The sequence below is a fragment of the Paraflavitalea speifideaquila genome (assembly GCF_032395985.1).
Classification (GTDB): Bacteria; Bacteroidota; Bacteroidia; order Chitinophagales; family Chitinophagaceae; genus Paraflavitalea; species Paraflavitalea speifideaquila.
This window is the reverse complement of sequence record NZ_CP135920.1, coordinates 2,034,444-2,058,608: the sequence shown is the minus strand read 5'-3', so window position 1 is coordinate 2,058,608 and position 24,165 is coordinate 2,034,444. Positions and strand designations below refer to the sequence as shown.

The following is a 24,165-nucleotide window of genomic DNA, read 5'->3' as shown; positions in this document are numbered from 1 at the left end:
AAATCTGGACGCATCCCGACATGGTTGGGATCAAATTTCAAACACTTCAAAGCAAAGCATCCCAAAACCTATTAAAATCTATTAACCGGAATGACATTATCAAGTTAAGTTCTTATGAAATAAAAAGAGAGGTCAATAGTGATAGTGAACTCAAAAAGCCTTTTTCCAGGCAGTATCGAATTCCAGTTGGGCTAACTATGGCTATCTGGTGGCATTTGAGTTCAGTGATAACCTAATGGAGGAAATGGCCAGGCTGAATCAATCATTTGGAATAGGTATTATAATGTTAGATGCCAACCCTTACCGTAGTAAAACGCTTTTTCCATCTACGTATCGAGACCTGGATTTCAGGACTGTGGACAAATTATGCAAGATCAATGGCGCATTTGAAAAATTTATTGAACAGGTTGAAAAATTGATGACCGCAGAAGAACGGTACTACCGGGCAACGGAAAAAGAGCTTGACGAATTTTGTGATGATTATTTCAGCAATGATGAAGAAATGGAAGCTTATTGTAAAGAGAAAGGTATACCGGCAGAGCGTTTCTATCCATCTGCTGAAATTAATGAGCTTGGTTAAAACCAATTCAATACACCCAATCCCAATGGATTAATTGTTATTTTTCAATTTTGCTATAGATTATGACTATGCATATCCCCAGTTATTTCCTTTTCTAGCCTGGATAAGAAAATGGTCAAAAATAATGTCACATTTAGTAGCATATGTAGTCCTATCATAGCTTTCGGGCAAGGTGTCGTCCAATACCTTTTGATGGCGGTTTGTACCTGCATCATGGTTTGGGTATCCTTGTACCAGTCGGTAATCAATAAGGTGGGTTTGCTATTCTTTAACTTATGTAATAGGTCTTTAGCAGATAATTTTATTTTCTGTTCCTCGTCTTTGGTAAGGCCATCTTTTTCAGCAGGTCAAATAGTTCCAGCTCGGCCTCGCTCATGCCCTCGCGCGCTGCCCGCATTTCTTCTTCGCACATCTGCTCTAAAAACTCCATGAGTTCATCAAAGAAGCCTTCATTGGTAGAGCTGCCAGCATTGTACCGGTCAATGATTATTTGCAGTTTTTGGGCAAAGCTGGACCGGGTACTATTCTGGTTCAGCATTTGCTGTAGCTTGCCTGCAATAAAAGCCCGCAAATCGGCAATTTCAATATTCTTGTGGGGAGCTTTTTCGTATTCTTCCCTTAGCTTCTCAATATCCAGCTTGCTGAGGTCAATCTGTTTCCATGACTTAATATAGAATGCCGGAGAGCTAGCTGCTAGATTCTCAATGGCAGGATCGTTGGTACCATTGTTATCTTTATCCTGGGCAATGATGCTTTCATCAAGCAATTGACTAATGCGCCTTTTAGCACTATCCAGGTTACCTCTGTCGGCCCTACCGTCAATCACCTGGCGGAGGTAACGAATGACAGGTACCAGGGGAAATTCCTTTTGCGGGTTCCTATTTCTGGTCTACAGGCTTCGTATAAAGCATCAATCGCGTTTTCGTATACTATGAATTGTTTTTGTTTTCATCCTTAGCAAGGATCGTATCCGCATATTCATCAAAAAGGCTCAACGTGTTGAATACAGCTTCAGAAGCTGTAATACGATTCAGGTCAACTTTCCTGGATGAACACCAGGTTTCGCATTCCTGTATGGCATCCTTCAGCAGGACAAACAATTGTTCATTCTCCTGGGCGGGTGTATCCCCTTCCTTGTTTTTATCATTTTCCATGGAACCTCCGCCATAGGAAGCGAATGCTTTTTTCAGGTTGCGGAAAACATTGTAATAATCTACTATCAGGCCGTTTGTCTTGGGCTTATCATGAATGCGAAAATCGGTTACCCGGTTGGCCCTGGCAATGGTTTGCATCAGGGTATGGTCTTTCATCGGCTTATCGAGGTAGAGGGTGGATACAGTAGGGGCATCAAAACCAGTGAGCCACATGCTGCAAACAAAAACCAGGCGAAGTGGATCTTTGGGATCCTTGAACTTATCTTCTATTTCCTGCCCATTTTCGTCGGCACCCTGCAGGCGCTTCCTGTGAACCTTGATGTCGAGTCCTTCTTTTTCAAATTTCTCGTCCTCTCCTGCTTCTTCACTCACCACCACCGCCATATCGGTCCGACGCATCCATTCCAGCGTCTCTTTTAATTCGTCACGCTCGGCTTTCGTCTTTGCCTCGTTTATCTGACTTTGGAGATTGCGTTTTTCTTCCTCCCACAAGCGCTTCACCTTATTGTACATTCTGACGGCGGTAAACTTATCGAAGGTGACCACCATACCCTTACCTAAATAACCTCTCCTGGGAAAATGATATACAATATCTCTGGCAATGGTTTCCAGCCGGTCGTCAGCCTTCAGGACACTCATTTCTTTCGCAAATTCCTTTTCCAGTTTTACCTGCTGTTCTTCGGTTAAGTTTTCATCGCTCACTATATCGGCCAGGTCGTCGTCTATATCTTTGTTTTGCAAGAGTACTTCAGGCACCCGTTTGTGATAAAACAAAGGGACCGTAGCACCGTCTTCCACGCTTTGTTTAAAATTGTATTCGGAGACGGTATCTCCAAACCATTTGTAGGTCAAATCTTTGCTGCCCAACAAGGGAGTGCCGGTAAAGGCCATGTATTGTGCATTGGGCAGGCCTGTGCGCATGTTATCGGCCAGGTCCTTATATTGTGTCCGGTGGGCCTCATCGACGATGACAATAATATCATTACGGGTTGAAAGTACCGGATAAGCTTTGCCTTTGGGATAGCGGAACTTTTGGATCAGGGTGAAAATGTAGCGTGTATTGGATTGCAGCATATCCCGCAAATCTTCGCTATTCCGTGGTCTGCATTTGGCATCCTTATTGAAAGTGCCTGTGCCCAGGAAATTCCGATAGATCTGATCGTCGAGGTCCTCTCTGTCGGTCACAATCAAAAGGTATAGTTGCCGGTAAATTTGCGGAAAATCTTTTGGGCAAAGAATATCATGCTGTAGCTCTTCCCACTTCCCTGGGTGTGCCAAAACACCCCTAATTTGCCCTTGTTTCCGGTATCCGTTCCATTGGCATCGTGTTGCAACCGGGCCGAAAAACTGTTGATGGCATTATTAACTCCTAAAAATTGGTGGTTTTTGGCGGCAATCTTCACCGCATCATTGTAAAACAGCAGAAAGTTTTCAAAGTAATCGAGCAAGTTTTTCTTTTCGCAAATACCCAGTACGGCATAATCGAGGCTTACGCCATATTGCTGAATGCGCTTTTATCGGGCACTTGCTTTTCATCTTTATCTCTCAGCCAATAAAAGAAATGCTCGTAGCCGGCATTGAAGCTGCCCACCTTCGTCTCCAATCCATTGCTTAATATACACAGCGCATTGTAATGAAAAAGGAGGGGAATATCTTTCCGGTAGTTTAGAACATTGTCGTCGTAAGCTGTCCGCAAAGCGACGATGCTGTTCTTCAATTCAATAAAAACTACCGGGATGCCATTCAAGTATACCAGTAAATCGGGCCTTCTGCGGATAAATTGGCCCTGCACCCATAGCTGTGATACTACCAGGAAATCGTTTTGTGTGGGGGTATCAAAATTGACTACCCGTACCATGAATTGCTCTTTTTGCCCTGGGCATTGTTGACCTCTACCAGCTTGCCATTCCTGATAAGGTTATAAATTTCTTTATTAGCGCTGATATCGGACTTATCTAACCGTGTGTGGCAAATTTGATTATATACATCCTCGATTGCAGCCTCGGGAAGGCCCTTGTTTAATTCCTGCAGTTTTTGTTTGAGCAAGGGTTTTATCACTACATCCTTTTCATCCACCCGACCAGTGGTATCTTTGTCAAAACAATTTAGATGGCGATACCCGAGGTTATTTACAAAAACCTCAATGATCGCTTTTTCGATCTGGTCTTCGGAAATGAAATTGGCCATTCGTAGCTTTTATCACTTAATGAGCTGACCAGCTTTTCCCTTTGCAGGCAAGCTTAACCGAACTGACGGCATTGAGAGTCAGCGTTTAAAGCTTTAAGATAGGGATTATTTGCGAAAAGTTCAACCAGGGCCGCACGTTCAGGCATTGTACCTCTTATTCCGCGTTTTCGGGTAGGGCATCCTTTATGGTCAGCTTGCCACTGATCAGGCGAGGCAAGAGCCGGTCGCGGATTTGGCGGAGTTGGGTATTTTGACTCCCCAAAACTGTTATTTGTTTTTGAATCAGTAATATCTGGTCATGAAAAGACTGCATTTGATTACTTTCAGGTAAGACAATTTGTTGAAACTTTAAGAATGCTTCAAACTGATAGTTACTAATACCAGTTGACTGGATCTGAAAAGTTTCAATCATTCCAGTTTCATATAAATAATCAATAAAATAATAAAGATAAAGAGAAGGTATAGTTGTCGACCTGATCTGCTTGCAAAAACTGGCTGCCATTACCTTATCGCCATACGCATCTAATAGTTCTTGCGTTATATAACAGGTGCGGCCTAAAGGCTGTCCTTCGCTTCCGCCTGCTGTTTCAAATACAATATCTCCCTCCATAAGCTGCCTTGATTTCATATTGGAGGCTTTGTGAAAACGATACACCTCCTTGTTAGCATAACCAATCCTGACTTTTGGAAGATCCGTTCCCGAATCACATACCCAGAGGTATTAAACTCACTATTCTGAATTTCATTTCCCCATCCACCTCCAATGCTATAATCGATTACTTTTCCTATTGGCTTTATTGCCCAATTTTTTGGAATCCCTTTTACAAATTTTGCCTGCTTGTATCCCGGAAACCGCATCCTAACAAACCACTCTTTGTAAAATTCTCGGGCGGTTTCTTCCAAGAGATTTATACGTTGGTTATTTACTTCTATTAATTCATCATAGGTACTTAAAGCAAAGGCGATTTCTTTTTGCTTAGTAATGCTTATAGGGAAAATACAGTGTATTTTGTGCAAAACATTTCTATCTAGCCCAGGAACAGCAGCAGCTCCATTAAATTCTTCCAAATGAAGAGTCTGAAGTAAATAATATATAAACCTAGGATGATTCCCCTTAAAATCCTTTATATATAGAGTAGTATTTAGAGGCCAACATTTACCAGATACGTAATGGATTATTCCTAATGTACCATATCGCCCAGTAACTACACATGACCCATGAACTTTAAAATCATTATGAGAGCCTGATATCCCAGACGATGAAACTATAGGATATTTACCGTCTACTCTTAGCCTTTCGGGAAGATCATACCCCCTTTTAAACGTTAAAATATCGCCGAGCTTACGTGATTGCCAATGTTTCATTTTAGTGATAGAAATTTCAAGTTATTTTCTATAGTATCTTCCAACTTTTTCGACAAACTTCTTAATTCTTCAAACCTTTTGTGCCTCTCCTTCATCTCCATCAAGAACTCAGCCTCCGTCAACCCATCCTCCTCAATTACAACTCCCACATAACGGCCTGGGTTCAGGCTCCAATCCTGTTCTTCTATTTCGGCCAAGGTGGCGGCTTTACAAAGTCCGGTTACATCTTCATAAACACCACTGGGAAACCGATCGTGCCACCATTGGATCTGTGCTTCAAAATAAAGTTGTTTATCATGCAATGATTTGTGCTCCTTTTCAGCATCTTCCACCTGCTTTTCCCAACGCTTTTTTTTTTTCTTCTTTTGGCTGCTCTTTTTTAAGCTTTGCTACTAGCTTTAGTTGTACGGCAACCTGGTCCTTAAAATCAATAGCCTGGGTTTTGTATTTATCCAACAGTTCAGTAAGCCGGTTGGTCTCGCCCCGGAATAATCGCATGATCGTGGCTATGTTCTGCACCTGCTCTTCGGTAAACTCCCGCAGTGCGCGAGTAACTTGACGGAATATATTGCGGGCATCAATAAACAACACCTTGTGTTCAGCTCCGGCCTTGCTTTTGTCGAAAAACCAAAGTGTAGCCGGCAGGGTAACGGTATAAAACATGTTTTTGGGCAGGGTGAGCATACAATCAATCACCCCATCTTTTACCAGGTTCTTTCGAATATCGGCTTCGCTGTTACGGGCGTCGCTGGCACTGTTGGCCATTACCAGGGCAGCCCTTCCCTTGGGTTTTAATGAAGTGGCAAATAGGTTTATCCAGAGGTAATTGGCATTGGGCACCGTATTCACATCCTTGCCTTTTTATTGGCTGCAGACTTTGTTTTGTTTTGTGGAATACCGTATTCATTAAAGCGTAACTGCCCCTTTACTTTGTCCAGATTTACATCATCCACATTAAAGGGCGGATTGGCCATCACAAAATCAAAACGACCATAGCTTTCATAAGGATCTTCATAATAGCTGTTGGCGGGTTTGATCTCTCCCCGCAAGCCATTTACGGCCAGGTTCATGCGGGCCAGTTTCACGGTTTCCGGCGTACGTTCGGCTCCATATACCATCAGGTCCTTGGTATCGGTATCATGCAACTCTTCCCTCCTGCGATCAACAAAATAAGAGCTTTGGACAAACATACCGGCACTGCCACAGGCCGGATCGAAAATGGTTCCTTTGTAGGGCTCTATGATTTCCACCATTAACTTTACTACGCTGGTAGGAGTAAAGAACTCACCTCCACCCTGCCCTTCGGCCAAGGCAAATTCGGCCAGGAAATATTCGTATACTTTACCAAATACATCGCCTGTTACATCATCCGGAATATCGGCAAAAATCTTCAACAAGGTTTTAGGAAGGGTATTGTCATCCGGCTTAATCAGCTTAAAGTATTCATCCTTGGGCAGGCTGTCCTGTAATTCGGATTTGTACAGTTCAATCTTTTCCATTGCCACCTTGATGGCTTTGGCAATATTTTCTTTTTCTGGAAGCTTCAGCAGGTAATCATACTCAGCTTCGGGTGGCAGATAAAAACCACATTTTTCGATAGCAATTTCGTGAGGCTCCCGCTGCATTCGTTTTCCTTTTGCGCTTTCAGTTCATCTGCAATCAGGGGCTTTACCTTATTGTACCGTATGGAGGCAAAACGCAAGAAGATCAGTCCCAGGATAGGCGTGGCATATTCACTTGCTTTTAGCCCGCTATCCACCCGCAACCTATCCGCTGCCTGCCAAAGTCTGTCTTCCAGGGCTTTTAATTGTTCTGCTGTCATTGTGTTGTGGTCTGGTTATTTAGTTTTTGAGCAAATCCTACAATCTGTCAACTGTGTTATTTTCTCTGCTTTTCAAGCAATTGTAATAAAACCCTTCCCTGCTCCGTAATTTGATGTTTTTGGGACGGATGAGTAGGCTTATCGAGTATTTGGTATGCAATTAACCGGTCGGAATGGAGCTTCCGAATCACTTTTCGCAACTGTCCGGAGATTTCCTTTTGACTCAACCGTGTAGCTATTTCTTTGGTATTCATTGGTTTAAATCCTAATAATCGAAGAACAGTCCCATACAATGCGTCTTGCTGTAGCTCTGGCTGCAACTCTGGCCGTAGCTCTGGCTGCAACTCTGGCTGCCTAGTAAAACTCTTCTTTATAAACTGTACCTGAAAAGAAAGCCCTTTTTCGAACCACTTAAATTCAATGTCGGGGTAGGCTTTTAATTCGGCTGCTATCAACTTTAAGCCATTGCCCCATTGATCAATCACCCCGATCTTTTTGAAGATGGGAGCAATTACTTTATTTCGGATATCGGACTGCCGGGCTTCGAGTTCGTTAAAATCAATAGAAGGCATAAGCTTACCGGGGCTGGTAATTTCAACCATGTCATCATAAATGGCCACTTTGATATCCTTGCCGGTCAATGAATAATCACGATGTACGACAGCATTCCGGAGCGCTTCGCGAATAGCCGCCACGGGATATTCCCACCTGCTTTTTGTATAAACGCCGTTGACGGTAGCGCCTTTGTTGATATGACGCAATACAAAATCGTAGGCTAGTTCGGCCTGGATGCCGATATGATCGTCGATTGTCTTCTGATCAATAAAGGTATCGGTGGAGGTACCTTTAAAGCGTGCGCATTCTATTTTTGAGTAGGGGAAGAATTCCTTACGGCTGCTGTAATCGGCAAAGAGTAAGCAGGCATTGGTGGGCAAATGCTCACCATGGTATTCTTTCAGCAACTCTAACTTTCTTAATGCCGTTAGATTCAGCTCTTCGCCGGTTTTTCTTTGAAAAAGCCTTGAAGGGTTGCACGTTGAGATCAGTCTCCTGTTTGTCATGCACCAGCTCGCTGTCGAAAGAAACATTACGCCTATGCCGTTCGAGCTCGGCAATAATCTCCGCATCGGCTTTGCGATTGGAAGATCCGACCCTGATATAGCTGCCCTCTAATTTGCCTTTTGATTTGAGGTAATAGGGGAAATTGCTGCCCCTGAAAATATTCACTCTTATAAACCTGGCACCATCATCACCATGAAAGGAGATATCGGGCACAATGACAGGATAACAATGATCATGAATGAAGTTGCTGATCTGTTCTTCTACTTTGAACAGATCATCCTCCGGAATACCTACGATTTCGCGGGGGTCATTGCGGATACCAATAAAAAGTTCGCCACCAGCATCATTGGCAAAAGCCACGATGGTTTTAGCCAGATCTGCCACCGCCGGCAGTTCCTGCTTAAACTCCAATCTTCTGCCCTCGGGTTGGTATATGAGCTCGTTTATTTTCATTGAAAATCCGGTCTGTCTTTTTCTTGTAGGGTGCAACAATTTAAACCTCTTACAGCGTGATCAAAAACGGGCAAGTATACTAAATATCCTGCACAAACCCTCCCGCAATGTTGTTGAGGAAATATAGCCTAGGAGCCTACCTCCCACCCCAGCACTTCCACCACTCCATTTTGGCGAATGGCCAGCTGTTTTGTGGTTGAGTTATAAGCCATCAAGGGCAGTTCATCAGCGAGGTGTCCGATGAGGGAGGAATCCTGATCACCAGTGTTAATATCTTCTGCCCTGGCTATGATCTCACCGGATTGGAGGTCGATGACCTTGGGGTATTTGTAGAGGTCCCAGCAATAACGTTGATTGATGGGAAAAACATTACCAAATTCGCCCTGGACTTTGATGGGCGTTGACACGGTATTGGCGCTGGTATTCCAGATGGCCAGGTGTAGGGGCGGGACGGAATTGTTGGTATCATCAAACGGTTCGCCTATGGATGATCCTACGAGTACCTGTTCCTGATCGATAAAACCGGCGGTGTTGATCTCTAAACCGAGACCGGGCACTTCGGATCCTTTATCTAACAAAACAGGATTGGCCAGGCAGGCGGCAATATCAAATAGTTCAATAGCACTCCAGGGATGCCAATGCCAGCCCTTACTCAACAAGGATCTATTGCCGGGGCTTACTTCCAGCCGGGAGTGAAAGAAGTCTGCCGGTTTTCTATCGGGATGATGGGTCAATATCTCCGCTGTTTCAACATCTTCAAAATCGAGGCGACAATATTCCTTCGGGCAATGAGCCAGCAAGGTTCGACCACCAGGCAAGCTGATAAAAGCAGCGGGATACTCATATTCTTCAGACTGGTAATAGGGTCTGTTTATCTCCCTCAACTCATGGCCATTTTTCAAAAGCAGTCCTTTTGTCCCTAATCGCTTATACAGGAAGGCATAAACGCCGCAGGAAGAAGTGATGGCGTTATCGAAACCAAAGGCAAAATAATAGGTTCCTAATTCAGCTCTCGAACCATCAAGGGCTATGGCTTTACCCCCAAGGGCCCAATCTATTATTTTATCTACTAACCAAGCCATGGTTTGGAGAGTCTCTACTGGGAATGTTTGTCTTTTAATCATTGGTTTACAGGCTATTAGGAATCAAAATAAATGGTGGAGCTTGCATACAAATAACTAAATATTTTAGTAAATTTAAGAATCAATTCATTCCATTTTACCTAATCCTTTATGCGTTATGGAACAAAATAATCAATCCTTCTCCGACCTTGTTTTTTATCAATTAGCGGGCAGGCAGGCGAAGATAGCGGTTTTGTATGCCCGGGATACTTTTTGGCTTAACCAGCAAAGACTGGCGGAGCTGTTTGGTGTAGACAGCAGCGCAATAACTCAACACCTGCAACACCTCTTCACTAGCTCCGAACTGGATGAACGCTCAACAAGTGCAACATTTGCACGGGTTGGAGCCAATGGTAAGATGTACCAGGTATATTTTTATAACCTGGACGCTATCATTGCAGTGGGCTACCGGATAAACAGCAAAAAAGCTACGCAGTTCCATATTTGGGCGACTACGCTTTTGCGGGCACTGGCCATTAAAAGTGTTGTATGGGGCGACGAAAGTGCCAACCAAAGCATCCGCCTGGGCAAAGGTTATTTTGATGATCTATTGGTCCGCATCAGGGCCATACGGGCCAGTGAGAAACAGTGTTATCAAAAAATCACAGCGATCTACGAGGAGTGCAGCATTGATTATGCGCAGGATGCAGCCATCACGCAAGACTTCTTTAGGACGGTACAGAATAAACTGCATTGGGCGGTGACGGGCAAAACAGCTGCGCAGCTGATAGGCGAAAGAGCCAATGCCATGGTGCCGCATATGGGACTGCAAACCTGGAAAAATGCGCCAGGGGACGGATTGTAAAGTCGGACGTGAACATTGCCAAAAACTACCTAACTGAAAAAGAGATGAAAGCATTAAGAAGGATCGTAACGATGTTCCTGTACTATGCAGAAAACCAGGCTGCACGCCAGGTGCCCATGAAAATGCATGACTGGATTGACAAACTGGACAGCTTTTTACATTTCAATCAATATGCAGTGCTGAAAGATACGGGCGATGTGACTCCGGAAACAGCCAAGCAACTAGCAGAAAACGCCTATCAGCAATTTAAAATGCAATATCATTGAATTAAGACATGAATGTTGTAGTCGGCAACCCAAAGTGCAGAGTTTTTGGCAATCACGAGTGCAGAGATTTCGGCAACAATGAGTACACAAAAATGGCAACAAGAGTGCAGAGCTCAAAAGTAGATTTAGTTGTTCTGTTCTTCAAAAATAGTTTTGCGATTTTTAAGCCTGTAGCTCTTTCCAGTGAGGTTAATCACTTCGCATTGGTATAGTAGCCTATCCAGTAGTGCCGTTGCCAGCACCTCATCATTAAGCATCTGTGCCCATTCCGCCGGTTTTTATTGGTGGTAATAATGAAAGATGTTTTTTCATAAACCTGGTTAATAAAATTGAACAGTAATACCGCCTCTTTCTTTTCTACGGGGAACAGCATGATGTCGTCTATTACAATCAGGTGGGCGTTTAAAAGACGCTTGTATTCAGCCTTTGCGGAGGCTGTAATCTCCTTCATCTTAAGCGTGCCGATAAGTGTGTCCATAGTGCGGAAGTAAGCCTTATAGCCTTTCTTTACCGCTTCATTGCATAGTCCTGCCGAGAGGAATGTTTTTCCTGTACCGGATGGCCCCATCAAGATGATATTAAAAATCTGATCCATCCAGTGTAGCTCCCGTAATTGATGTAGCCGGGTAATACTAAGGCCATTTGTGAAGGCTGGGTCATAAGCTGCCAGATCACAGTATCGGGGCAGGGTGGCCAGTTTTAGCCGCTTTTTGATGTCTCTTTGCCTGCGGTACTCTGCTTCGGTGGTCAGGAAGCCCAGGGTATAATCAATATACCCCAGCGCCCTGGCTTCCGCATCGGTAATAAGTTCGTCTATTACCTTGTTTACGCCAGTCATGTTAAACTGCTGGCAGTACTGCCTGATCATTTGTTTTTGTTCCATGTATTGCTGTTGTGTGTGTTTAAAACATATCGTAATCGTTAATAGAGCTGGTGTCAGGCTGTATTAGTGCCTCTGTGGGTGTTTTGTGGTTTAGTGGATTGAGGTACACTACAGGGGCTTGCTGATCTTCCAGCTCGTTGTTCAGATGCAGCACCACTGATTTAAAGTCGGCAGCTCCTTTTGCTCCAATCTTCAGACAATAGGCTAATGCCTGCGCTGCAATAACCGGTTGGCAATGCTGCGCCACCTGTATCAGCAGCAGTAACTGGTCGCGTATGTAACGAGGTTTATCCTGCCGGATGGCAGAGATGAACCTGCCGGCAGCTTCAGCATCACTGACCAGTGAGCAGAACTGGTCTTCCAGCTCCTGTATAGCAGGACTCTTGTCTCGGCGATGATCATTGTTAATAATTTTCTCTCCGCTGCCAGAGCTGATCAGATGGCGGCAGAGTTCCTGGTGTTCTAAGTTATAGACAACAATGCAGGTGCCTTGCCTTGCCAGCAGCACCTGGCTGCCGCGTCCCTGATAGGTGCTGGAAGGTAAAGAGTAGAAGTTGCCTTTATAGGAGAAGCTGTTGTCTTTACGAACGGCATAAAGCGTTCCTTTAGGCCCTTGCAGTACCAGTGGCGTATAAGGATGAAGCAGGGATTTTTCTATGATCCATTCCTGTATGGGCTGTTTGCGGGTGGTACTATGGGGTAACTCATTGGCTGTTCTGCTTAGCCAGGCCAGTGCTTCTGCATTCAGGGTATCTATATCGCTAAAGGAGCGATTATACAGGAAGTTCTGTTTTACGTATTTTACGACGTTCTCTACCTTTCCCTTGCTTTCCGGATCGGATTTACGGCAGAAGTGCAGCTTGAACTTACGCTGGCTGCTATAGGCCCTGAACTGTTCAGTAAGGATCAGATCTCCCTTATTCTCATCTACAATGAACAACCTGTCCTGATCGTATACCACTGTATCAGGCAGTCCCTCTATAAAGGCAAAGGCATGCTCATGGGCTTCTATAGCGGTGATGGCAGTGAAGGGTTCCTGTGAGAAAAAGACGTACTTATACCGGGATCTTGACAGCACTAGTGTAAAAAAGTATACTTTAACCCTACCACCCTGTGTGTTACGCATATTGTACTGCCCAAAGTCGACCTGTGCCTGCGCTCCATAAGGTGTCTCCGGCACCATCTCATACACCCGTACCCCTTCGGTTTTCACTAACTGGTACCGCTGGCGTACACGGGATACGTAATTAAATACGGTTCTCACAGATACGGAAGGCAGATCAGGGTAATGTTCTTTCAGCCAGTCGTGCATCTGTGCCGATGAGGTGTCGGGATACTGCTCCAGCTTCAACTTTATAAACACTTCGTAGCGATCCAATATACAATCCTTTTCTACCCCACGTTGCAGTATCTCCTCGTAATCACGGTCATCCTCTACCACCAACAGGCGCTTTACAGTACGCCAGTTTAAACCCAGGTGATTGCTGATGTAACTGATGGAAAATCCTTCTCTCGATAATCTGTGTACTTCGTGATACGTCATAAGCTTCGATAAATACGGTGGCAGCGCCATGAATGGGGTATTGATTAACCCACAAAGCTCTGCACTCTTTGTTGCCGATTTCTCTGCACCGTTGTTGCCGAAAACTATGTATCAGTTGTTGCCGATTTCTATGTATTCCTGATTGCCGAAAACTGTGTAGTTGTAGTTGCCGATTACAATGTCGGGCTGGGTCCCACCGAAGCCGTCTTACAATGTGTTTAATATCCTTTGGAAACCCTTCGACAGGCTCCTTTAGATCGCAGCTAGGTAGAGGATTGCCCCTACAGGGCAAATGAAATTTGTTGACACTCATTTCCACAAAGCTGGAGCCCTAACGGGGCCTGAATACCCCTCGACAAGTTGACAATCGACAGAATACAGTGTAACAGCTTAATTCAACGACTATGATTTAAAATGGCCTCGCTGCTGAAGCCATAGTACTCGCGCTTGCGCACATACCCCAATTGATTGGTAAGGAGGCGGGTGCTGCCAATGATAAACTCCGGCGTATTGGTATGGTGATGGCCATAGATCCAGGCGGTGACGGGTGAGGGCTCAATAAATTCAACCATTTCGGTGGCAAAGGCTTCGTTGATGATGGAGCCGCGGAACTGGCTGGGATAATGCTGGAAGGTAGGCACATGGTGGGTAGCGACGATGATGTGGGGCGTGGTGGCTGCGGCAACGGCCGATTCGATGAATGTGCGGCACTCTCGGTGGAGACGGTTGCTGTGCAAGGGGCGGAAGGGTTGACCATTGCGGGTGATGATTCGATAATCGGTGACGGCGCGGGCAATGTTCCACTCTGCTGCCGGACTGATATGTGACCAGAGGGTAGAAAAGATGAGGGTGGTATCTGCCAGTTGCTCGACTTGGTTATTGAGGAGAAACACATTGGGGCGGATGGCTTCGCGAAAGGAGCCGCTGCGTTGCAGGATATCGCTGGCATAATACTCGTGGTTGCCGGGCAACCAATAAGTAGCCTGAAAATGATCGGACAGGTAGGTAAAGAAGTCGTTGCATTGGTCCATTGCAATAAACGGGATGATATCGCCCGCGAGGACGAGGATATCGGCTACGGGCCGGATGGGATGGGCGGCCAGCCATTTTTGTTTTCTGGTAATTCGAGGTGGAGATCGGAGGCGTACTGGATGGTCATAGGGCAAAAGTAAAGTGGTACGGCCACTTGAAGTACAAGGCTACCTGTATAAGAAATTCAACCAGTAAGGATGGAGGATCAGGCTAGACTTCTCCCAGACCCTCAATAATTCGATGATGTCGATTTCCAATCCTTCGCAAATGGACAGCAGGTAGAGGTAACCGGGATTGACACCGCCTTGTTCGAGGCGATGGACAGATTGTGGATCTTTACCAATGGCATGAGCCATTGCCTTGAGGGATAAGTTCCTTTCCAACCGCAGGTCTTTCACTCTTTGGCCGAGTACTTTAAGTTTAAGTTTGTCTTTCTTGCTGAATGGCATAGGCCAATGTTATCCCTATGAATTAAAAATACGTCAACGAATCCGTTGATATATGAATAAGTTTTGTATCTTGCTTGCAGTTACATATGACAGCACCTTCCAGCGTCATTTTCTGGCGCTGACCAACCCAACCAATAAATAGGCAACAAGGCATCGAGCGAGGTTTCGACAGGCTCGGCCCGACAGCCTAAAGGCTCAGTCCTGCGAAGCGGGAAAACTCTGACAGTTGTAGCGCCGGACCGGCCACTGTACGCATGGGATGCTTAACTACAAGGTATTGGTATAACAAATCTTTGCACAGGCGATGAGAACAATGGGAAATCAGCAAGACTTCCTGCGGGTGAGTTTTGGCTAACCGTACAGGGTGCTTTATCCTATTGGGGGATCGTAAAGTGCCCTTTAAGGAAAGCCGGGCGAGCCCGGGGAAGTTTTCTGTTTTAATCCGTATCCCTTTGATCAGTTCTAAGGGGCAAAAGGCCGCACTTGTTGCGGCTTTTTTTATGGGTATGTGGGGGTTGGGGAAGATACTAGTGAATGGCGATAGTGATTGCGGCAGCAATGACCACGAGATCGGCCAGGATGCTCAGGAATAATACGGGAATGGTGATCCTGGTGGGCAAGGCAGCCAGGTTGACGACGAGGGCCATGGCCATGGTAGATGAGGGTGAACCGCCCTTCGAGACCCACCCTACAAGGTGGCTTAGGGAGGCTTCTTTTACCACATTACAAAGCCGGAGGCTTTGAAACAGGCGTCACCAGCCAGAGGCTGGCGACTGAATACAAGAGGCTCATCCCGGCATGCGCCGGGAAGGCTGGCGAGTGAAGGGCGCCGGTAGCCGGAGGCTACAAAATAGCCTCTCTCGCCAGAGGCGAGCGAGTGTAAGACAGCTACAAAGAGGCTAAAATCCCTACATTTGCCCGGCTTAGTCATATTGTATCATTCAAACAAAACGATTCATGTCGATCAAACAAGTAGGGGTTATCGGAGCCGGCACGATGGGCAACGGGATTGCGCATGTATTTGCACAAAGTGGCTTCCGGGTAAACCTCATTGATGTAAGTAGTGCGCAACTGGAAAAAGCTTTGCAAACGATTGGTAAGAACCTGGACCGGCAGGTGGCCAAAGGGAGCCTGACGGAAGAACAGAAAACGCGTACGCTGGCCAATATCACGCCCTTCACGATCATGGCAGAAGGGGTGCAAGAAGCGGAACTGGTAGTAGAAGCGGCCACGGAAAATATTGAGCTGAAACTTAAAATATTCAAGGAACTGGATGTCGTGGCGCCAGCCGGGGCGATCCTGGCGAGTAATACATCGTCGATCTCGATCACTAAAATTGCCGCGGTTACGAAACGGGCCAATAAAGTAATTGGGATGCATTTTATGAACCCGGTGCCGGTGATGAAGCTGGTAGAGATCATTAACGGGTATGGAACTGATAAAGGGGTAACGGAACAAATTGTACAGCTGAGCAAGGATCTGGGTAAGGTGCCTTGCGTGGTAAATGATTACCCAGGATTTATTGCGAACCGGATACTGATGCCAATGATCAATGAAGCGATCTATAGTTTGTATGAAGGGGTATCGAGTGTGGAAGGAATTGATACGGTGATGAAACTGGGGATGGCGCATCCGATGGGACCGTTGCAACTGGCGGACTTTATTGGACTGGATGTGTGTTTTTCAATCCTGCATGTATTGTATGACGGTTTTGGGAATCCGAAATATGCGCCTTGTCCGCTGTTAACGAATATGGTAACAGCAGGTTATCTAGGGGTAAAGAGTGGGGAGGGATTTTATAAATATACGGCGGGGAGCAAGGAGCTCGTTGTGAGTGAAAGATTTGAATAGTCCGGAAGTCGGGAAGTCGGAAAAGTCCGAAAGACGGGAAAACGGAAAGTTGGGAAGGCGAGCGAGTGACAGAAAAATAAATCTACTTTGAAGTCGGTTTGACAGGCTCCTTTAGATTACTGCCGGGTTTGTAGCCGGAGGCCAGGAAATCACCTCACTCGCCAGAGGCGAGCGACTGATAGGCGCATCACCTACGGCGCCGCATTGAACACGCTACCTGTTTCACCTACAAAGCTGTGCACCTAACGGTGCAAAAATGCCCAGGCCTCCAATTTAGGACTTCAGACTTCAAGCTTCTGGTTTCCGGCTTACCTGATACCTACACTTTTTTCACTTCAATGCCGCGGATATCGTTTAAACGATAGAGGGCTTCCTGGAGGCGGGCTTTGGAGATGCCAATACGCAGGTGGCAAAAGAGGCCCAGGTCTTGTTCGAGTACGGTGCAATTGAGTTGTTTGACTACGATCATCACTTCATTCATTTGTGAATAATCGAACTGAACGATATACGGTACTTCAATAAAACGCTGGGTGGCGGGCATGAGCTGGAGGACCATGGACGCGGCGCTCTTGTAGGCATTGATCAGTCCGGGTACGCCCAACAGGGTGCCGCCAAAATAGCGTACCACCACAATGAGTATATTGGTGAGTTCCTTCGAGTCGATCTGACCCAGGATGGGCTTGCCGGCGGTGCCGGAGGGCTCGCCATCGTCGCTGACGCGGTAAATATTCTTATCGGTTCCAATGCGGTAAGCAAAGCAATGGTGGGTGGCTTTGGGATGTTCTTTTTTACTTCTTCGAGACGTTGTTTAAAATCTTCAATGGTATTGATGGGAAAGGCAAAAGCGATGAACTTGCTGCCCCTGTCTTTGAATTCGGCGGTACCTGGCTTCTCTACGGTATAATAAAAATCCTGCTCCTGCATACTGACGGTTGGTTGTAACATCTGGTTGTTTTTGTTTCGGGAAGTCGGGAAGTCGGGAAGACGGAAAGTCCGAAAGACCGAAAGTTCTTTTGCGGACCTCTTACTTCATGACCCTGCATTCACTCTTCCTGTTTGGCTTCGTTTTTCTTTTGACCTCAGCCTTCGTGCTTTTTACTGTTGACTCCCTGTTTCACACTTCTTGTTTTTCACGGTTGATGATGCTGATGGTATCGGTAGCTAATTTTTCGGTGCTCACTAGTGTACCTGTATTCAAGACAGGGGCCGGGATACCGGCCTGGAGGAATAAGGTATCATTGGTAATGATGCGTGCTTCGTCCCAATAGTCTGCATCGATAAAGGATTGCAGTAATTGTGCACCGCCTTCGACCAATACGCTCAATATTTTTGTTGGTAGCAGGCATTGGCGATCTGGTGCACCAAGCTCGCATCATGGGTAACCTGGTAATGCAATAGGTTGGGCTGCTGCTGGTGCTGGCGGGTATTGAATAGGATGGTGGGTATTGTTTGATCGAATAGTTTCAAAGATGTGGGCAAGCGGAGGTGCCTATCGACGACCAATCGCACGGGGTTGGGACCACTCGCCAAACGGGCATCGAGCCGGGGATCATCGTACAAGGCGGTATTGGTGCCTACGAGGATGGCGGCTTCTTCGCTGCGCCACCGGTGCACCAAGCGATTGGTAAGCTCGTGGCTAATATGCAGCCGGGAATGATCTGCATTACCGATGATCTGGTTGGCGGTTTGGGCCCACTTGAGTATGATGTAAGGACGGTGGTGGCGGTGAAAGGTAAAGAAGCGCTTGTTGAGTGCTTCGGCCTCTTTTTGTAATACGCCCAGGGTAACCTGTACACCGGCAGCCTGTAGTTTCTCCATGCCTTTGCCATCGACCTCTACAAATGGATCGCGGCAACCGATGACAACGTGGGGAATGCGGTGACGAATGATGAGATCGGCACAGGGGGTGTTTTACCAAAATGGGCGCAGGGTTCGAGGGACACATACATGGTGGACCCGGGCACCAGGTGGGCATCGGCCTCGGTTACGGACTGGATACAATTCACTTCGGCATGGGGGCCACCATATTGGCGGTGGAAACCTTCTCCAATGATACGGCCCTGGTGGACGAGTACGGCGCCTACCAGGGGGTTGGGTGCTGTGTGGCCAGCGGCCTGGCGGGCCAGCTGTAGACAGCGGTGGAGGTATGGTTCGTGGATCGTCAAATCGGTAAATGCCAATAGTTAATGAGGCGCAAAGATAACGGATTGGGGGAGGAGGAAGTCGGGAAAGTCGGAAAGTCCGTGAGTCGGGAAGTTGGAACAGGCAGCTGTGAGCTACGAGCTTTGGGCTGCGAGCTTCGATACCTTTTGCATCGCTACGGCTGTTTGTTGACAAGTTGGCTTGTTGCCTCGTTGCCATATTCTACCTTTACCGGCATGACGATCCAGCAGGCGCAACAGGAGTTAAGGGTGCAGTTACAGTCGATTTATGATCCGCGGGAGGCGGGCAATATTGCCAATTGGGTGATGGAAAGTGTGACGGGGCTGGAAAGGATGGACCGGCTGCTGGGTCAGTATGATGCGCTTTCGCCACAACAGGAACTTGGGCTGGCTACTTACACGACTGCACTGCTGGAGCATGTGCCGGTGCAATATGTATTGCATGAAGCCTGGTTTTACGGGCTGAAGCTGTATGTGGATGAACAGGTGTTGATACCGAGGCCTGAGACGGAAGAGCTGGTGGAATGGATCGTATCGGACCAGGACCAGGGGTTATCCAAAGCCGGTTTACCAATTTTGATGTTATTCCGCTCACATCTGCGCAGGTTTTGCCTACCTCGGATTTTTTACCGGCGCCCACCCATGTAAAAGATATTCATTTCCCTCGTTGCCGCATCCTGGATATTGGCACGGGCAGTGGCTGTATTCCCATTGCTTTAAAAAAGCACTGCCTATGGCGGAAGTGTATGGCTGTGATGTAAGTCCCGGGGCGCTGGAGGTAGCCAGAAAGAATGGCAGCACGCATGAAGCTGTCATCGAATGGCGCCAGATAGATTTTCTGCGATCCTATGACTGGGACTTGCTGCCAAGGGTAGATATCATTGTGAGCAATCCGCCTTATATCCCGGTGAAGGACAAGGAAACGATGCACGCCAATGTATTGGAGCATGAGCCGCACCTGGCTTTGTTTGTGGAAGACGATGACGCGTTGTTGTTTTACCGGCATATTGCCAGGTTTGCCAACACGCATTTGTTGCCGGGAGGAAAGGTATATGTGGAGATCCATGAAGACCTGGGCCAAGCTACGGTGCAGCTTTTCCGGGATCATGGCTTTGGGGAAGTGGTATTGAAGCAAGACATGCAGGGCAAGGACCGGATGATCCGGGCTATGAAAATCGATTAGCAAGTAATATATTTAAGATAAGGCTGACGGTTTCATTTAAACTCAAATATTGGGATATGTCATTACAAAAGAAGGAAAAGCTGTCGGGATGGGGTAATGACCCGGTTTCGAATCGTATAGGGTACCGGTAATTGGTGTAAGCACCAATCGCCTTATTGGGTTAAACAAAAAAATTATACAGAACAGCCAACAAACTATAAAAGATATTGGTACTGTTCATTGCTATGAAGTAAAAACTACATATTCAATTCACAAAGCACCAATCAATAAGTGTGCGGTTTTGGCTTGTAACGGTGCAGATTTAGGCCATAAGCGTGCAGGCAAGATTGGCTAAAAAATAGAAAAGCCCTCCCGGCAGGTAACCAAAAGGGCTTTTCTATTTACAGAATTGTTACTTCACATTGGCCACGACCTTGGCACCGACGCTTTTGGATACCCGCATAATACGGAAGATCTCGCCCCAATAAGCGGTGGTATCGGCATTGATAACGACCACGGGGGTATCGATCTGTTTTTTGAATTTGGCGATCTCGGCCTTCAGCAAGGTATCGAAGAGCATGGGATCGGCTTTTTGGTGCCGATATAGAATTGCTGGGAATTATCGATGGACACGGTAATATGTTGTTTGGCCTTGGTATCTTTTGTACCCCGGGGATTGTTCACCTTCACAATATTGGGGTTGGCAATGGTGGAAACGATCAGGAAAAAGAACAGGAGGATGAACAGGATGTCATTCAGGGCTCCTGCATGCAATTCCGGGTGTGATCTTAACCTGTTTCTTAAGTTCATTCAATATTCTTTTACGAGGATTGCCCCTACAGGGCAAATGAAATTCTCTATCTTAATTTTTGCTACAAAGCTTTAACCCCTAAAGGGGTTAAAAGCCTTTCGATACGATTCCTTCAAAGTGATATCCTGATTATTGATTACTAATTAATAATTATTAATCAATAATCAGCCATTCAAATCCTACCGGGTTGGTTCCTGGAGGATATCAATGAATTCGGCGCTGGCCACTTCCATCCTGTTCACATTTTTATCGATCTGGGCATTGAGGAAGTTGTAACCTACATAGGCCAAAAGACCAATGATCAACCCGCTGGCGGAGGTGATCATTTTGGTATAGATACCACCCGCAATCTGGGCAGGGGTAAAATCGCCCGAAGCATTGATGTTATAAAACAGTTGAAGCATCCCGAAAATGGTACCCAAAAAGCCAAACATGGGGGCAATACCATACACAAGGGACAACATGGACAGGTTGCGCTCCATTTTATAGATCTCGAGTTTGCCTACGTTTTCCATGCTTTTTTCGATGGCGTCGATGGGTTTGCCAATACGTTGCAAACCTTTGTCGATCATCCGGGCCACTGGATTGGAAGTGTTCTTTGCCAGGGAACGGGCGGCTGATACGTTGCCACTGAATACATTATCGCGGATAATGTTCATGAAATTGGGATCGATATTGCTGGCCTTGCGGATAGCGATCAACCGTTCAAAGAAGAAAAACACGGCTAAAACAAGTAATAAAGCCAACGGAATCATTAAGGGGCCACCATGGGCCAGCATTTCCATAACATTCATAGAAGGCGCTGATCCACTACCTTGTATCACTTGTCTCAACGAATCAGCGGCGGAAGTAGCCGGATTGGTAACCTGCAGAAAAACCAATTCATCCAGTATTGTTTTAGTGGTGTAAAAGTATCAAATGTGTGCCTAAAACGTTTTTTGGGGTACTTATATTTCTTAAAACTTTGTTATATAGAAGTCGGGAAGTTTTTGAGTCGGAAAGTCGGGAAGTCGGGAAGTCGGGAAGACCGGAAGTCGGGAAGACTGAAAGTCCGAAAGAAAACCGTAAAGTTTATGTATTGCTTCCGGGCTTTACTGGCTACCGGACTGCATTAGGTGCCGGCTTTTTCATCATCATGGCTTGAATTTGTTTCATGGTATGTTCCATGCCATCGGGGCTGCCATCGAGAAAGATGACATTCCCTTGCCGTATTCGGCAAAAATTCTTGACAGCTTCGGTCCACATGCTGAAGAGGATGACATTGGTATCGAGGTTTGCCTGTTTCATTTGTTCGGCAGCATGGCTCATCCCTTTGGCCACTTCTTCGCGGAAGAGGGCCACACCTTGTCCACGTAACTGAGCAGCCTGGCGTTCGGCTTCGGCAGCGATCTTGATGGCATTGCCCTCGGCTTCGGCAGATTTGGTTTTGGTGATGAGGAGGGCCTGTCCTTCGTTTTCGGCAGCGGCTTTGAGGTTGTTGGAGGCCACTACCCTACTCATGGAATCCATGATGGCCTGATCGAAAGTAATATCGTTGATCTGGAGATCGAGAAGGTGATAACCCCAGGTTTCGAGGAGCTGGTCGATCTGTTCTTTTACGTATTCCACAAGATCCCTGCGCAGGGCCAGGATCTCGGCCTGCCGCTTGGTGGCCACAAAGGACCGGATGGTGCCTTCGATGGTGCGTGTGAGGGCCTGCATGAGGTCGCGCTCGCTGAGGAATTTAAAGGCCACTTTTTTGATGGTCTCTTCATCGTCGTTCTGCACAGCATACAAGAGCATGCTTTTAAAATAAACATTTGCCTGATCGGCGGTGACGGCCTGGAACTCCATTTCGACGGAGCGGTTTTGTACGCTGACGCGTTTGTGTACCTTTTCAAAGAAAGGTATGAGGAGCCTGAGGCCCGGACGTACCACCCGCTGGTACCTTCCAAACATGGTAATAACACCAACAAAACCCTGGTTGATGGTTTTGAGTCCGGCAAAGAGGATCAAAACTATGAGAATGATCCACCAATAGGATTGCAAAAGGTCCATATGACAAATATTTTGCTGAAAGTAGGACTTTTATCGTGAATGAGAAGGCGGGAATTACCCGGCAGTCGGCAATCTTTTGCTTCGTTGGCACAAGGGCGCCAGCGCACTGAGCTGGTCTGTAGACTTGCGCCAGGGATTTGCCTTGCCAGGCAGGGCGGTTTTTCTGTTCTTTTGCCTTGACTACTCCTTCGTTCTTTTGCCAGGGTGCCTGGCGGCACTTTTCTTCTGTTCTTTTGCCTTGATGCAAAAGAACCAAAAAAATCAAGTCTGGCCCGATCCCTCCGGGCGGCCAGACGGGCTTGCTCCTCCCCAGGTGTGGCTTTGTTTATTTTACATTGAGCAGCCTTTAGATTTGAATGACTAGCAGGCTTTCAGGTGGGCACAAGTACACCAGCACACGAAGCTGAGCTGCCTACTTGCCAGTGATAATAAATTTGGATGTCAGTTCCTTGCGCCAGGGTTGTGGGATGAATCGGCAATCTTGAATTGGCAGTCCTTTTCTTTGCGGCGGTGAGGAGGGTAATAAAAAAGCACTCTGGGGAGTGCTTGGTATTCGATGTATTGGTTTTGGAATGGACTATTTGAAAAGGGTGTTGTAATAGGTGATGACCTTGCGGTAATCTTCGAGTCCGCGACATTTGAGGCGGTTCTTTTCGATAAAGGCGGTTACTTCGGGGTCTTTGTCTTTGAGGAGGCTGCGGATGCCTTCTTTTCCACCGCTGATCTTTTCGACCTGTCCATTGGAGGTGAGGATATGGTAGGTTTCGTTGCGTTGAAAATTGCGGGTGATGCTGGACTGATTGAACTCTTTGGAATCGACATAAGAAACTTTGATCTGCTTGAGTAAGGTAGCATGGCCTGTGTCGATCACTTCGTATACGGGGTGCCCGTGGTGTTGAGGGGCTGTCCGAAGGATTCGAGTATTCTGTCGGCAGCGCCCTGCTCGCTCATAAAACCAATAAAGCGGATGCGCTTGACGGGCATGGTAGTGATCATTTCTTTGCCATCGGCGGACATGTAAAGGACCTCATTGGTTTGTATGTTGATCTTGACATTGACATTGGAATAGACCTTACCGGCTACTGAAGTGATTTCGGCGAGGCTGTATTGTTCGTGGTAGTAGGGGCTGCCTTCGCTGCGGTAGCTTGTTTGCATGTACATGGGGCGGCCATTGGCATCGTTCAAGAAGGGGTTGGAGGTTTGTGCTAAGGCACCAGCAGCCTGGAGGAGGCATAAAAAAGCCGTCAATAATTTTGCATACATAATATAGAATTTTACATACCTGATAGGGGTGGCCGGTCGAAAATAAAAAGATACCCCGGAATGATACATTCCGGGGTATCTTTTTATGGATTCACTTATGGTGATCCTGTTCTAATTGCCGACAAGGGCGTTGAGCCTTGTTTCATCGGATGAGATG

36 protein-coding genes are annotated in these 24,165 nt (G+C 46.5%); 6 read left to right on the top strand and 30 right to left on the bottom strand.

Annotated features, from left to right (window positions below; genetic code table 11):
• Positions 1-208 precede the first annotated feature (208 nt).
• A complete protein-coding gene (locus tag RS881_RS14240) occupies positions 209-580 on the top strand; it encodes a hypothetical protein (RefSeq protein ID WP_315821686.1) in 372 nt (123 codons plus the stop codon).
• A gap of 301 nt (positions 581-881) precedes the next feature.
• Here the strand turns inward: RS881_RS14240 and RS881_RS14235 are convergent, their stop codons facing one another.
• The 14 genes from RS881_RS14235 to RS881_RS14170 form a co-directional block, all read right to left on the bottom strand.
• Positions 882-1,406, bottom strand: coding sequence for a type I restriction enzyme endonuclease domain-containing protein (locus RS881_RS14235; RefSeq protein WP_315821685.1), 525 nt, complete (start codon positions 1,404-1,406; stop codon positions 882-884).
• Between the two features lie 103 nt (positions 1,407-1,509).
• Positions 1,510-2,919, bottom strand: coding sequence for a type I restriction enzyme subunit R domain-containing protein (locus tag RS881_RS14230; protein ID WP_315821684.1), 1,410 nt, complete (start codon positions 2,917-2,919; stop codon positions 1,510-1,512).
• 2 nt (positions 2,920-2,921) lie between these two features.
• A complete protein-coding gene (locus tag RS881_RS14225; RefSeq protein WP_315821683.1) occupies positions 2,922-3,182 on the bottom strand; it encodes a hypothetical protein in 261 nt (86 codons plus the stop codon).
• 41 nt (positions 3,183-3,223) lie between these two features.
• Entirely contained in the window at positions 3,224-3,592 is a 369-nt protein-coding gene (locus RS881_RS14220) for a type I restriction endonuclease (protein ID WP_315821682.1), read from the bottom strand.
• A complete protein-coding gene (locus tag RS881_RS14215; RefSeq protein ID WP_315821681.1) occupies positions 3,580-3,921 on the bottom strand; it encodes a type I restriction endonuclease in 342 nt (113 codons plus the stop codon). Before RS881_RS14215 ends, RS881_RS14220 begins: the two co-directional genes overlap by 13 nt.
• A gap of 154 nt (positions 3,922-4,075) precedes the next feature.
• Positions 4,076-4,549 (bottom strand): restriction endonuclease subunit S domain-containing protein, encoded by a 474-nt coding sequence (locus RS881_RS14210; RefSeq protein ID WP_315821680.1) that lies wholly within the window; start codon positions 4,547-4,549, stop codon positions 4,076-4,078.
• Entirely contained in the window at positions 4,546-5,286 is a 741-nt protein-coding gene (locus RS881_RS14205) for a restriction endonuclease subunit S (RefSeq protein WP_315821679.1), read from the bottom strand. Before RS881_RS14205 ends, RS881_RS14210 begins: the two co-directional genes overlap by 4 nt.
• Positions 5,283-5,618 (bottom strand): N-6 DNA methylase, encoded by a 336-nt coding sequence (locus RS881_RS14200; RefSeq protein WP_315821678.1) that lies wholly within the window; start codon positions 5,616-5,618, stop codon positions 5,283-5,285. Before RS881_RS14200 ends, RS881_RS14205 begins: the two co-directional genes overlap by 4 nt.
• Positions 5,605-6,135, bottom strand: coding sequence for an N-6 DNA methylase (locus tag RS881_RS14195; RefSeq protein ID WP_315821677.1), 531 nt, complete (start codon positions 6,133-6,135; stop codon positions 5,605-5,607). The genes RS881_RS14200 and RS881_RS14195 overlap by 14 nt, the downstream gene beginning before the upstream one ends.
• A complete protein-coding gene (locus tag RS881_RS14190; protein ID WP_315821676.1) occupies positions 6,132-6,911 on the bottom strand; it encodes a class I SAM-dependent DNA methyltransferase in 780 nt (259 codons plus the stop codon). Before RS881_RS14190 ends, RS881_RS14195 begins: the two co-directional genes overlap by 4 nt.
• On the bottom strand, positions 6,830-7,108 hold the full coding sequence (locus RS881_RS14185) for a type I restriction-modification system subunit M N-terminal domain-containing protein (RefSeq protein WP_315821675.1): 279 nt from the start codon (positions 7,106-7,108) through the stop codon (positions 6,830-6,832). The genes RS881_RS14190 and RS881_RS14185 overlap by 82 nt, the downstream gene beginning before the upstream one ends.
• Before the next feature lie 56 nt (positions 7,109-7,164).
• Entirely contained in the window at positions 7,165-8,070 is a 906-nt protein-coding gene (locus tag RS881_RS14180) for an ATP-binding protein (RefSeq protein ID WP_315821674.1), read from the bottom strand.
• Entirely contained in the window at positions 8,048-8,623 is a 576-nt protein-coding gene (locus RS881_RS14175; RefSeq protein ID WP_315821673.1) for an AlbA family DNA-binding domain-containing protein, read from the bottom strand. Before RS881_RS14175 ends, RS881_RS14180 begins: the two co-directional genes overlap by 23 nt.
• 128 nt (positions 8,624-8,751) lie before the next feature.
• Positions 8,752-9,705, bottom strand: a complete 954-nt coding sequence (locus RS881_RS14170) for a hypothetical protein (protein ID WP_315821672.1) — start codon at positions 9,703-9,705, stop codon at positions 8,752-8,754.
• 157 nt (positions 9,706-9,862) lie between these two features.
• Between RS881_RS14170 and rhuM (RS881_RS14165) the strand changes: the two genes are divergently transcribed.
• Together rhuM (RS881_RS14165) and rhuM (RS881_RS14160) are read left to right on the top strand one after the other, a co-directional pair.
• On the top strand, positions 9,863-10,549 hold the full coding sequence (rhuM, locus tag RS881_RS14165) for a RhuM family protein (protein ID WP_315821671.1): 687 nt from the start codon (positions 9,863-9,865) through the stop codon (positions 10,547-10,549).
• An 8-nt stretch (positions 10,550-10,557) separates the two neighbouring features.
• Positions 10,558-10,815 (top strand): RhuM family protein, encoded by a 258-nt coding sequence (rhuM, locus tag RS881_RS14160; protein ID WP_315821670.1) that lies wholly within the window; start codon positions 10,558-10,560, stop codon positions 10,813-10,815.
• 125 nt (positions 10,816-10,940) lie between these two features.
• On the opposite strand, the gene RS881_RS59445 is transcribed toward rhuM (RS881_RS14160), so the two are convergent.
• The 6 genes from RS881_RS59445 to RS881_RS14135 form a co-directional block, all read right to left on the bottom strand.
• On the bottom strand, positions 10,941-11,057 hold the full coding sequence (locus tag RS881_RS59445; RefSeq protein WP_350339967.1) for an ATP-binding protein: 117 nt from the start codon (positions 11,055-11,057) through the stop codon (positions 10,941-10,943).
• Positions 11,009-11,698 (bottom strand): ATP-binding protein, encoded by a 690-nt coding sequence (locus RS881_RS14155; protein WP_315814079.1) that lies wholly within the window; start codon positions 11,696-11,698, stop codon positions 11,009-11,011. Before RS881_RS14155 ends, RS881_RS59445 begins: the two co-directional genes overlap by 49 nt.
• 19 nt (positions 11,699-11,717) lie before the next feature.
• Entirely contained in the window at positions 11,718-13,271 is a 1,554-nt protein-coding gene (istA, locus tag RS881_RS14150) for an IS21 family transposase (protein ID WP_315817931.1), read from the bottom strand.
• 365 nt (positions 13,272-13,636) lie between these two features.
• On the bottom strand, positions 13,637-14,407 hold the full coding sequence (locus RS881_RS14145) for a metallophosphoesterase (RefSeq protein ID WP_315821669.1): 771 nt from the start codon (positions 14,405-14,407) through the stop codon (positions 13,637-13,639).
• 33 nt (positions 14,408-14,440) lie between these two features.
• Complete coding sequence (locus RS881_RS14140; protein ID WP_315821668.1) at positions 14,441-14,722, bottom strand: helix-turn-helix domain-containing protein; 282 nt, start codon at positions 14,720-14,722, stop codon at positions 14,441-14,443.
• Between the two features lie 527 nt (positions 14,723-15,249).
• Positions 15,250-15,444: a hypothetical protein gene (locus RS881_RS14135; protein ID WP_315821667.1), complete on the bottom strand. Its 195-nt coding sequence runs from the start codon at positions 15,442-15,444 to the stop codon at positions 15,250-15,252.
• 235 nt (positions 15,445-15,679) lie between these two features.
• Between RS881_RS14135 and RS881_RS14130 the strand changes: the two genes are divergently transcribed.
• Positions 15,680-16,573, top strand: a complete 894-nt coding sequence (locus tag RS881_RS14130; RefSeq protein ID WP_315821666.1) for a 3-hydroxybutyryl-CoA dehydrogenase — start codon at positions 15,680-15,682, stop codon at positions 16,571-16,573.
• A gap of 319 nt (positions 16,574-16,892) precedes the next feature.
• Here the strand turns inward: RS881_RS14130 and RS881_RS14125 are convergent, their stop codons facing one another.
• From RS881_RS14125 to RS881_RS14110, 4 genes are all read right to left on the bottom strand, one after another.
• Positions 16,893-17,318, bottom strand: coding sequence for an IMPACT family protein (locus RS881_RS14125; RefSeq protein ID WP_315824476.1), 426 nt, complete (start codon positions 17,316-17,318; stop codon positions 16,893-16,895).
• A gap of 369 nt (positions 17,319-17,687) precedes the next feature.
• The gene (locus tag RS881_RS14120; RefSeq protein ID WP_315821665.1) at positions 17,688-17,897 is read right to left on the bottom strand and encodes a hypothetical protein; all 210 of its coding nucleotides are present in this window, start codon (positions 17,895-17,897) and stop codon (positions 17,688-17,690) included.
• Positions 17,894-18,391 (bottom strand): bifunctional diaminohydroxyphosphoribosylaminopyrimidine deaminase/5-amino-6-(5-phosphoribosylamino)uracil reductase RibD, encoded by a 498-nt coding sequence (locus RS881_RS14115; RefSeq protein ID WP_315821664.1) that lies wholly within the window; start codon positions 18,389-18,391, stop codon positions 17,894-17,896. Before RS881_RS14115 ends, RS881_RS14120 begins: the two co-directional genes overlap by 4 nt.
• A 17-nt stretch (positions 18,392-18,408) precedes the next feature.
• Positions 18,409-18,753 (bottom strand): bifunctional diaminohydroxyphosphoribosylaminopyrimidine deaminase/5-amino-6-(5-phosphoribosylamino)uracil reductase RibD, encoded by a 345-nt coding sequence (locus tag RS881_RS14110; protein WP_315821663.1) that lies wholly within the window; start codon positions 18,751-18,753, stop codon positions 18,409-18,411.
• Between the two features lie 174 nt (positions 18,754-18,927).
• On the opposite strand from RS881_RS14110, the gene RS881_RS14105 reads away from it, so the two are divergent.
• Both RS881_RS14105 and RS881_RS14100 read left to right on the top strand, forming a co-directional pair.
• Positions 18,928-19,383 carry a class I SAM-dependent methyltransferase gene (locus RS881_RS14105; RefSeq protein WP_315821662.1) on the top strand — a complete coding sequence of 152 codons (456 nt, stop codon included), beginning with the start codon at positions 18,928-18,930 and terminating at the stop codon, positions 19,381-19,383.
• Positions 19,384-19,468: 85 nt separating this feature from the next.
• Complete coding sequence (locus RS881_RS14100; RefSeq protein ID WP_315821661.1) at positions 19,469-19,918, top strand: N5-glutamine methyltransferase family protein; 450 nt, start codon at positions 19,469-19,471, stop codon at positions 19,916-19,918.
• 391 nt (positions 19,919-20,309) lie between these two features.
• Here RS881_RS14100 and RS881_RS14095 read toward each other — a convergent pair whose 3' ends face one another.
• The 6 genes from RS881_RS14095 to RS881_RS14070 form a co-directional block, all read right to left on the bottom strand.
• Positions 20,310-20,477: a hypothetical protein gene (locus tag RS881_RS14095; protein ID WP_315821660.1), complete on the bottom strand. Its 168-nt coding sequence runs from the start codon at positions 20,475-20,477 to the stop codon at positions 20,310-20,312.
• Complete coding sequence (locus RS881_RS14090; RefSeq protein ID WP_315821659.1) at positions 20,456-20,707, bottom strand: biopolymer transporter ExbD; 252 nt, start codon at positions 20,705-20,707, stop codon at positions 20,456-20,458. The genes RS881_RS14095 and RS881_RS14090 overlap by 22 nt, the downstream gene beginning before the upstream one ends.
• A 180-nt stretch (positions 20,708-20,887) precedes the next feature.
• On the bottom strand, positions 20,888-21,589 hold the full coding sequence (locus tag RS881_RS14085; protein ID WP_315821658.1) for a MotA/TolQ/ExbB proton channel family protein: 702 nt from the start codon (positions 21,587-21,589) through the stop codon (positions 20,888-20,890).
• A 217-nt stretch (positions 21,590-21,806) separates the two neighbouring features.
• Positions 21,807-22,745: an SPFH domain-containing protein gene (locus tag RS881_RS14080; protein ID WP_315821657.1), complete on the bottom strand. Its 939-nt coding sequence runs from the start codon at positions 22,743-22,745 to the stop codon at positions 21,807-21,809.
• Positions 22,746-23,322: 577 nt separating this feature from the next.
• Positions 23,323-23,616, bottom strand: coding sequence for a hypothetical protein (locus tag RS881_RS14075; RefSeq protein ID WP_315821656.1), 294 nt, complete (start codon positions 23,614-23,616; stop codon positions 23,323-23,325).
• On the bottom strand, positions 23,613-24,008 hold the full coding sequence (locus RS881_RS14070; protein ID WP_315821655.1) for a hypothetical protein: 396 nt from the start codon (positions 24,006-24,008) through the stop codon (positions 23,613-23,615). Before RS881_RS14070 ends, RS881_RS14075 begins: the two co-directional genes overlap by 4 nt.
• Between the last annotated feature and the right edge of the window lie 157 nt (positions 24,009-24,165).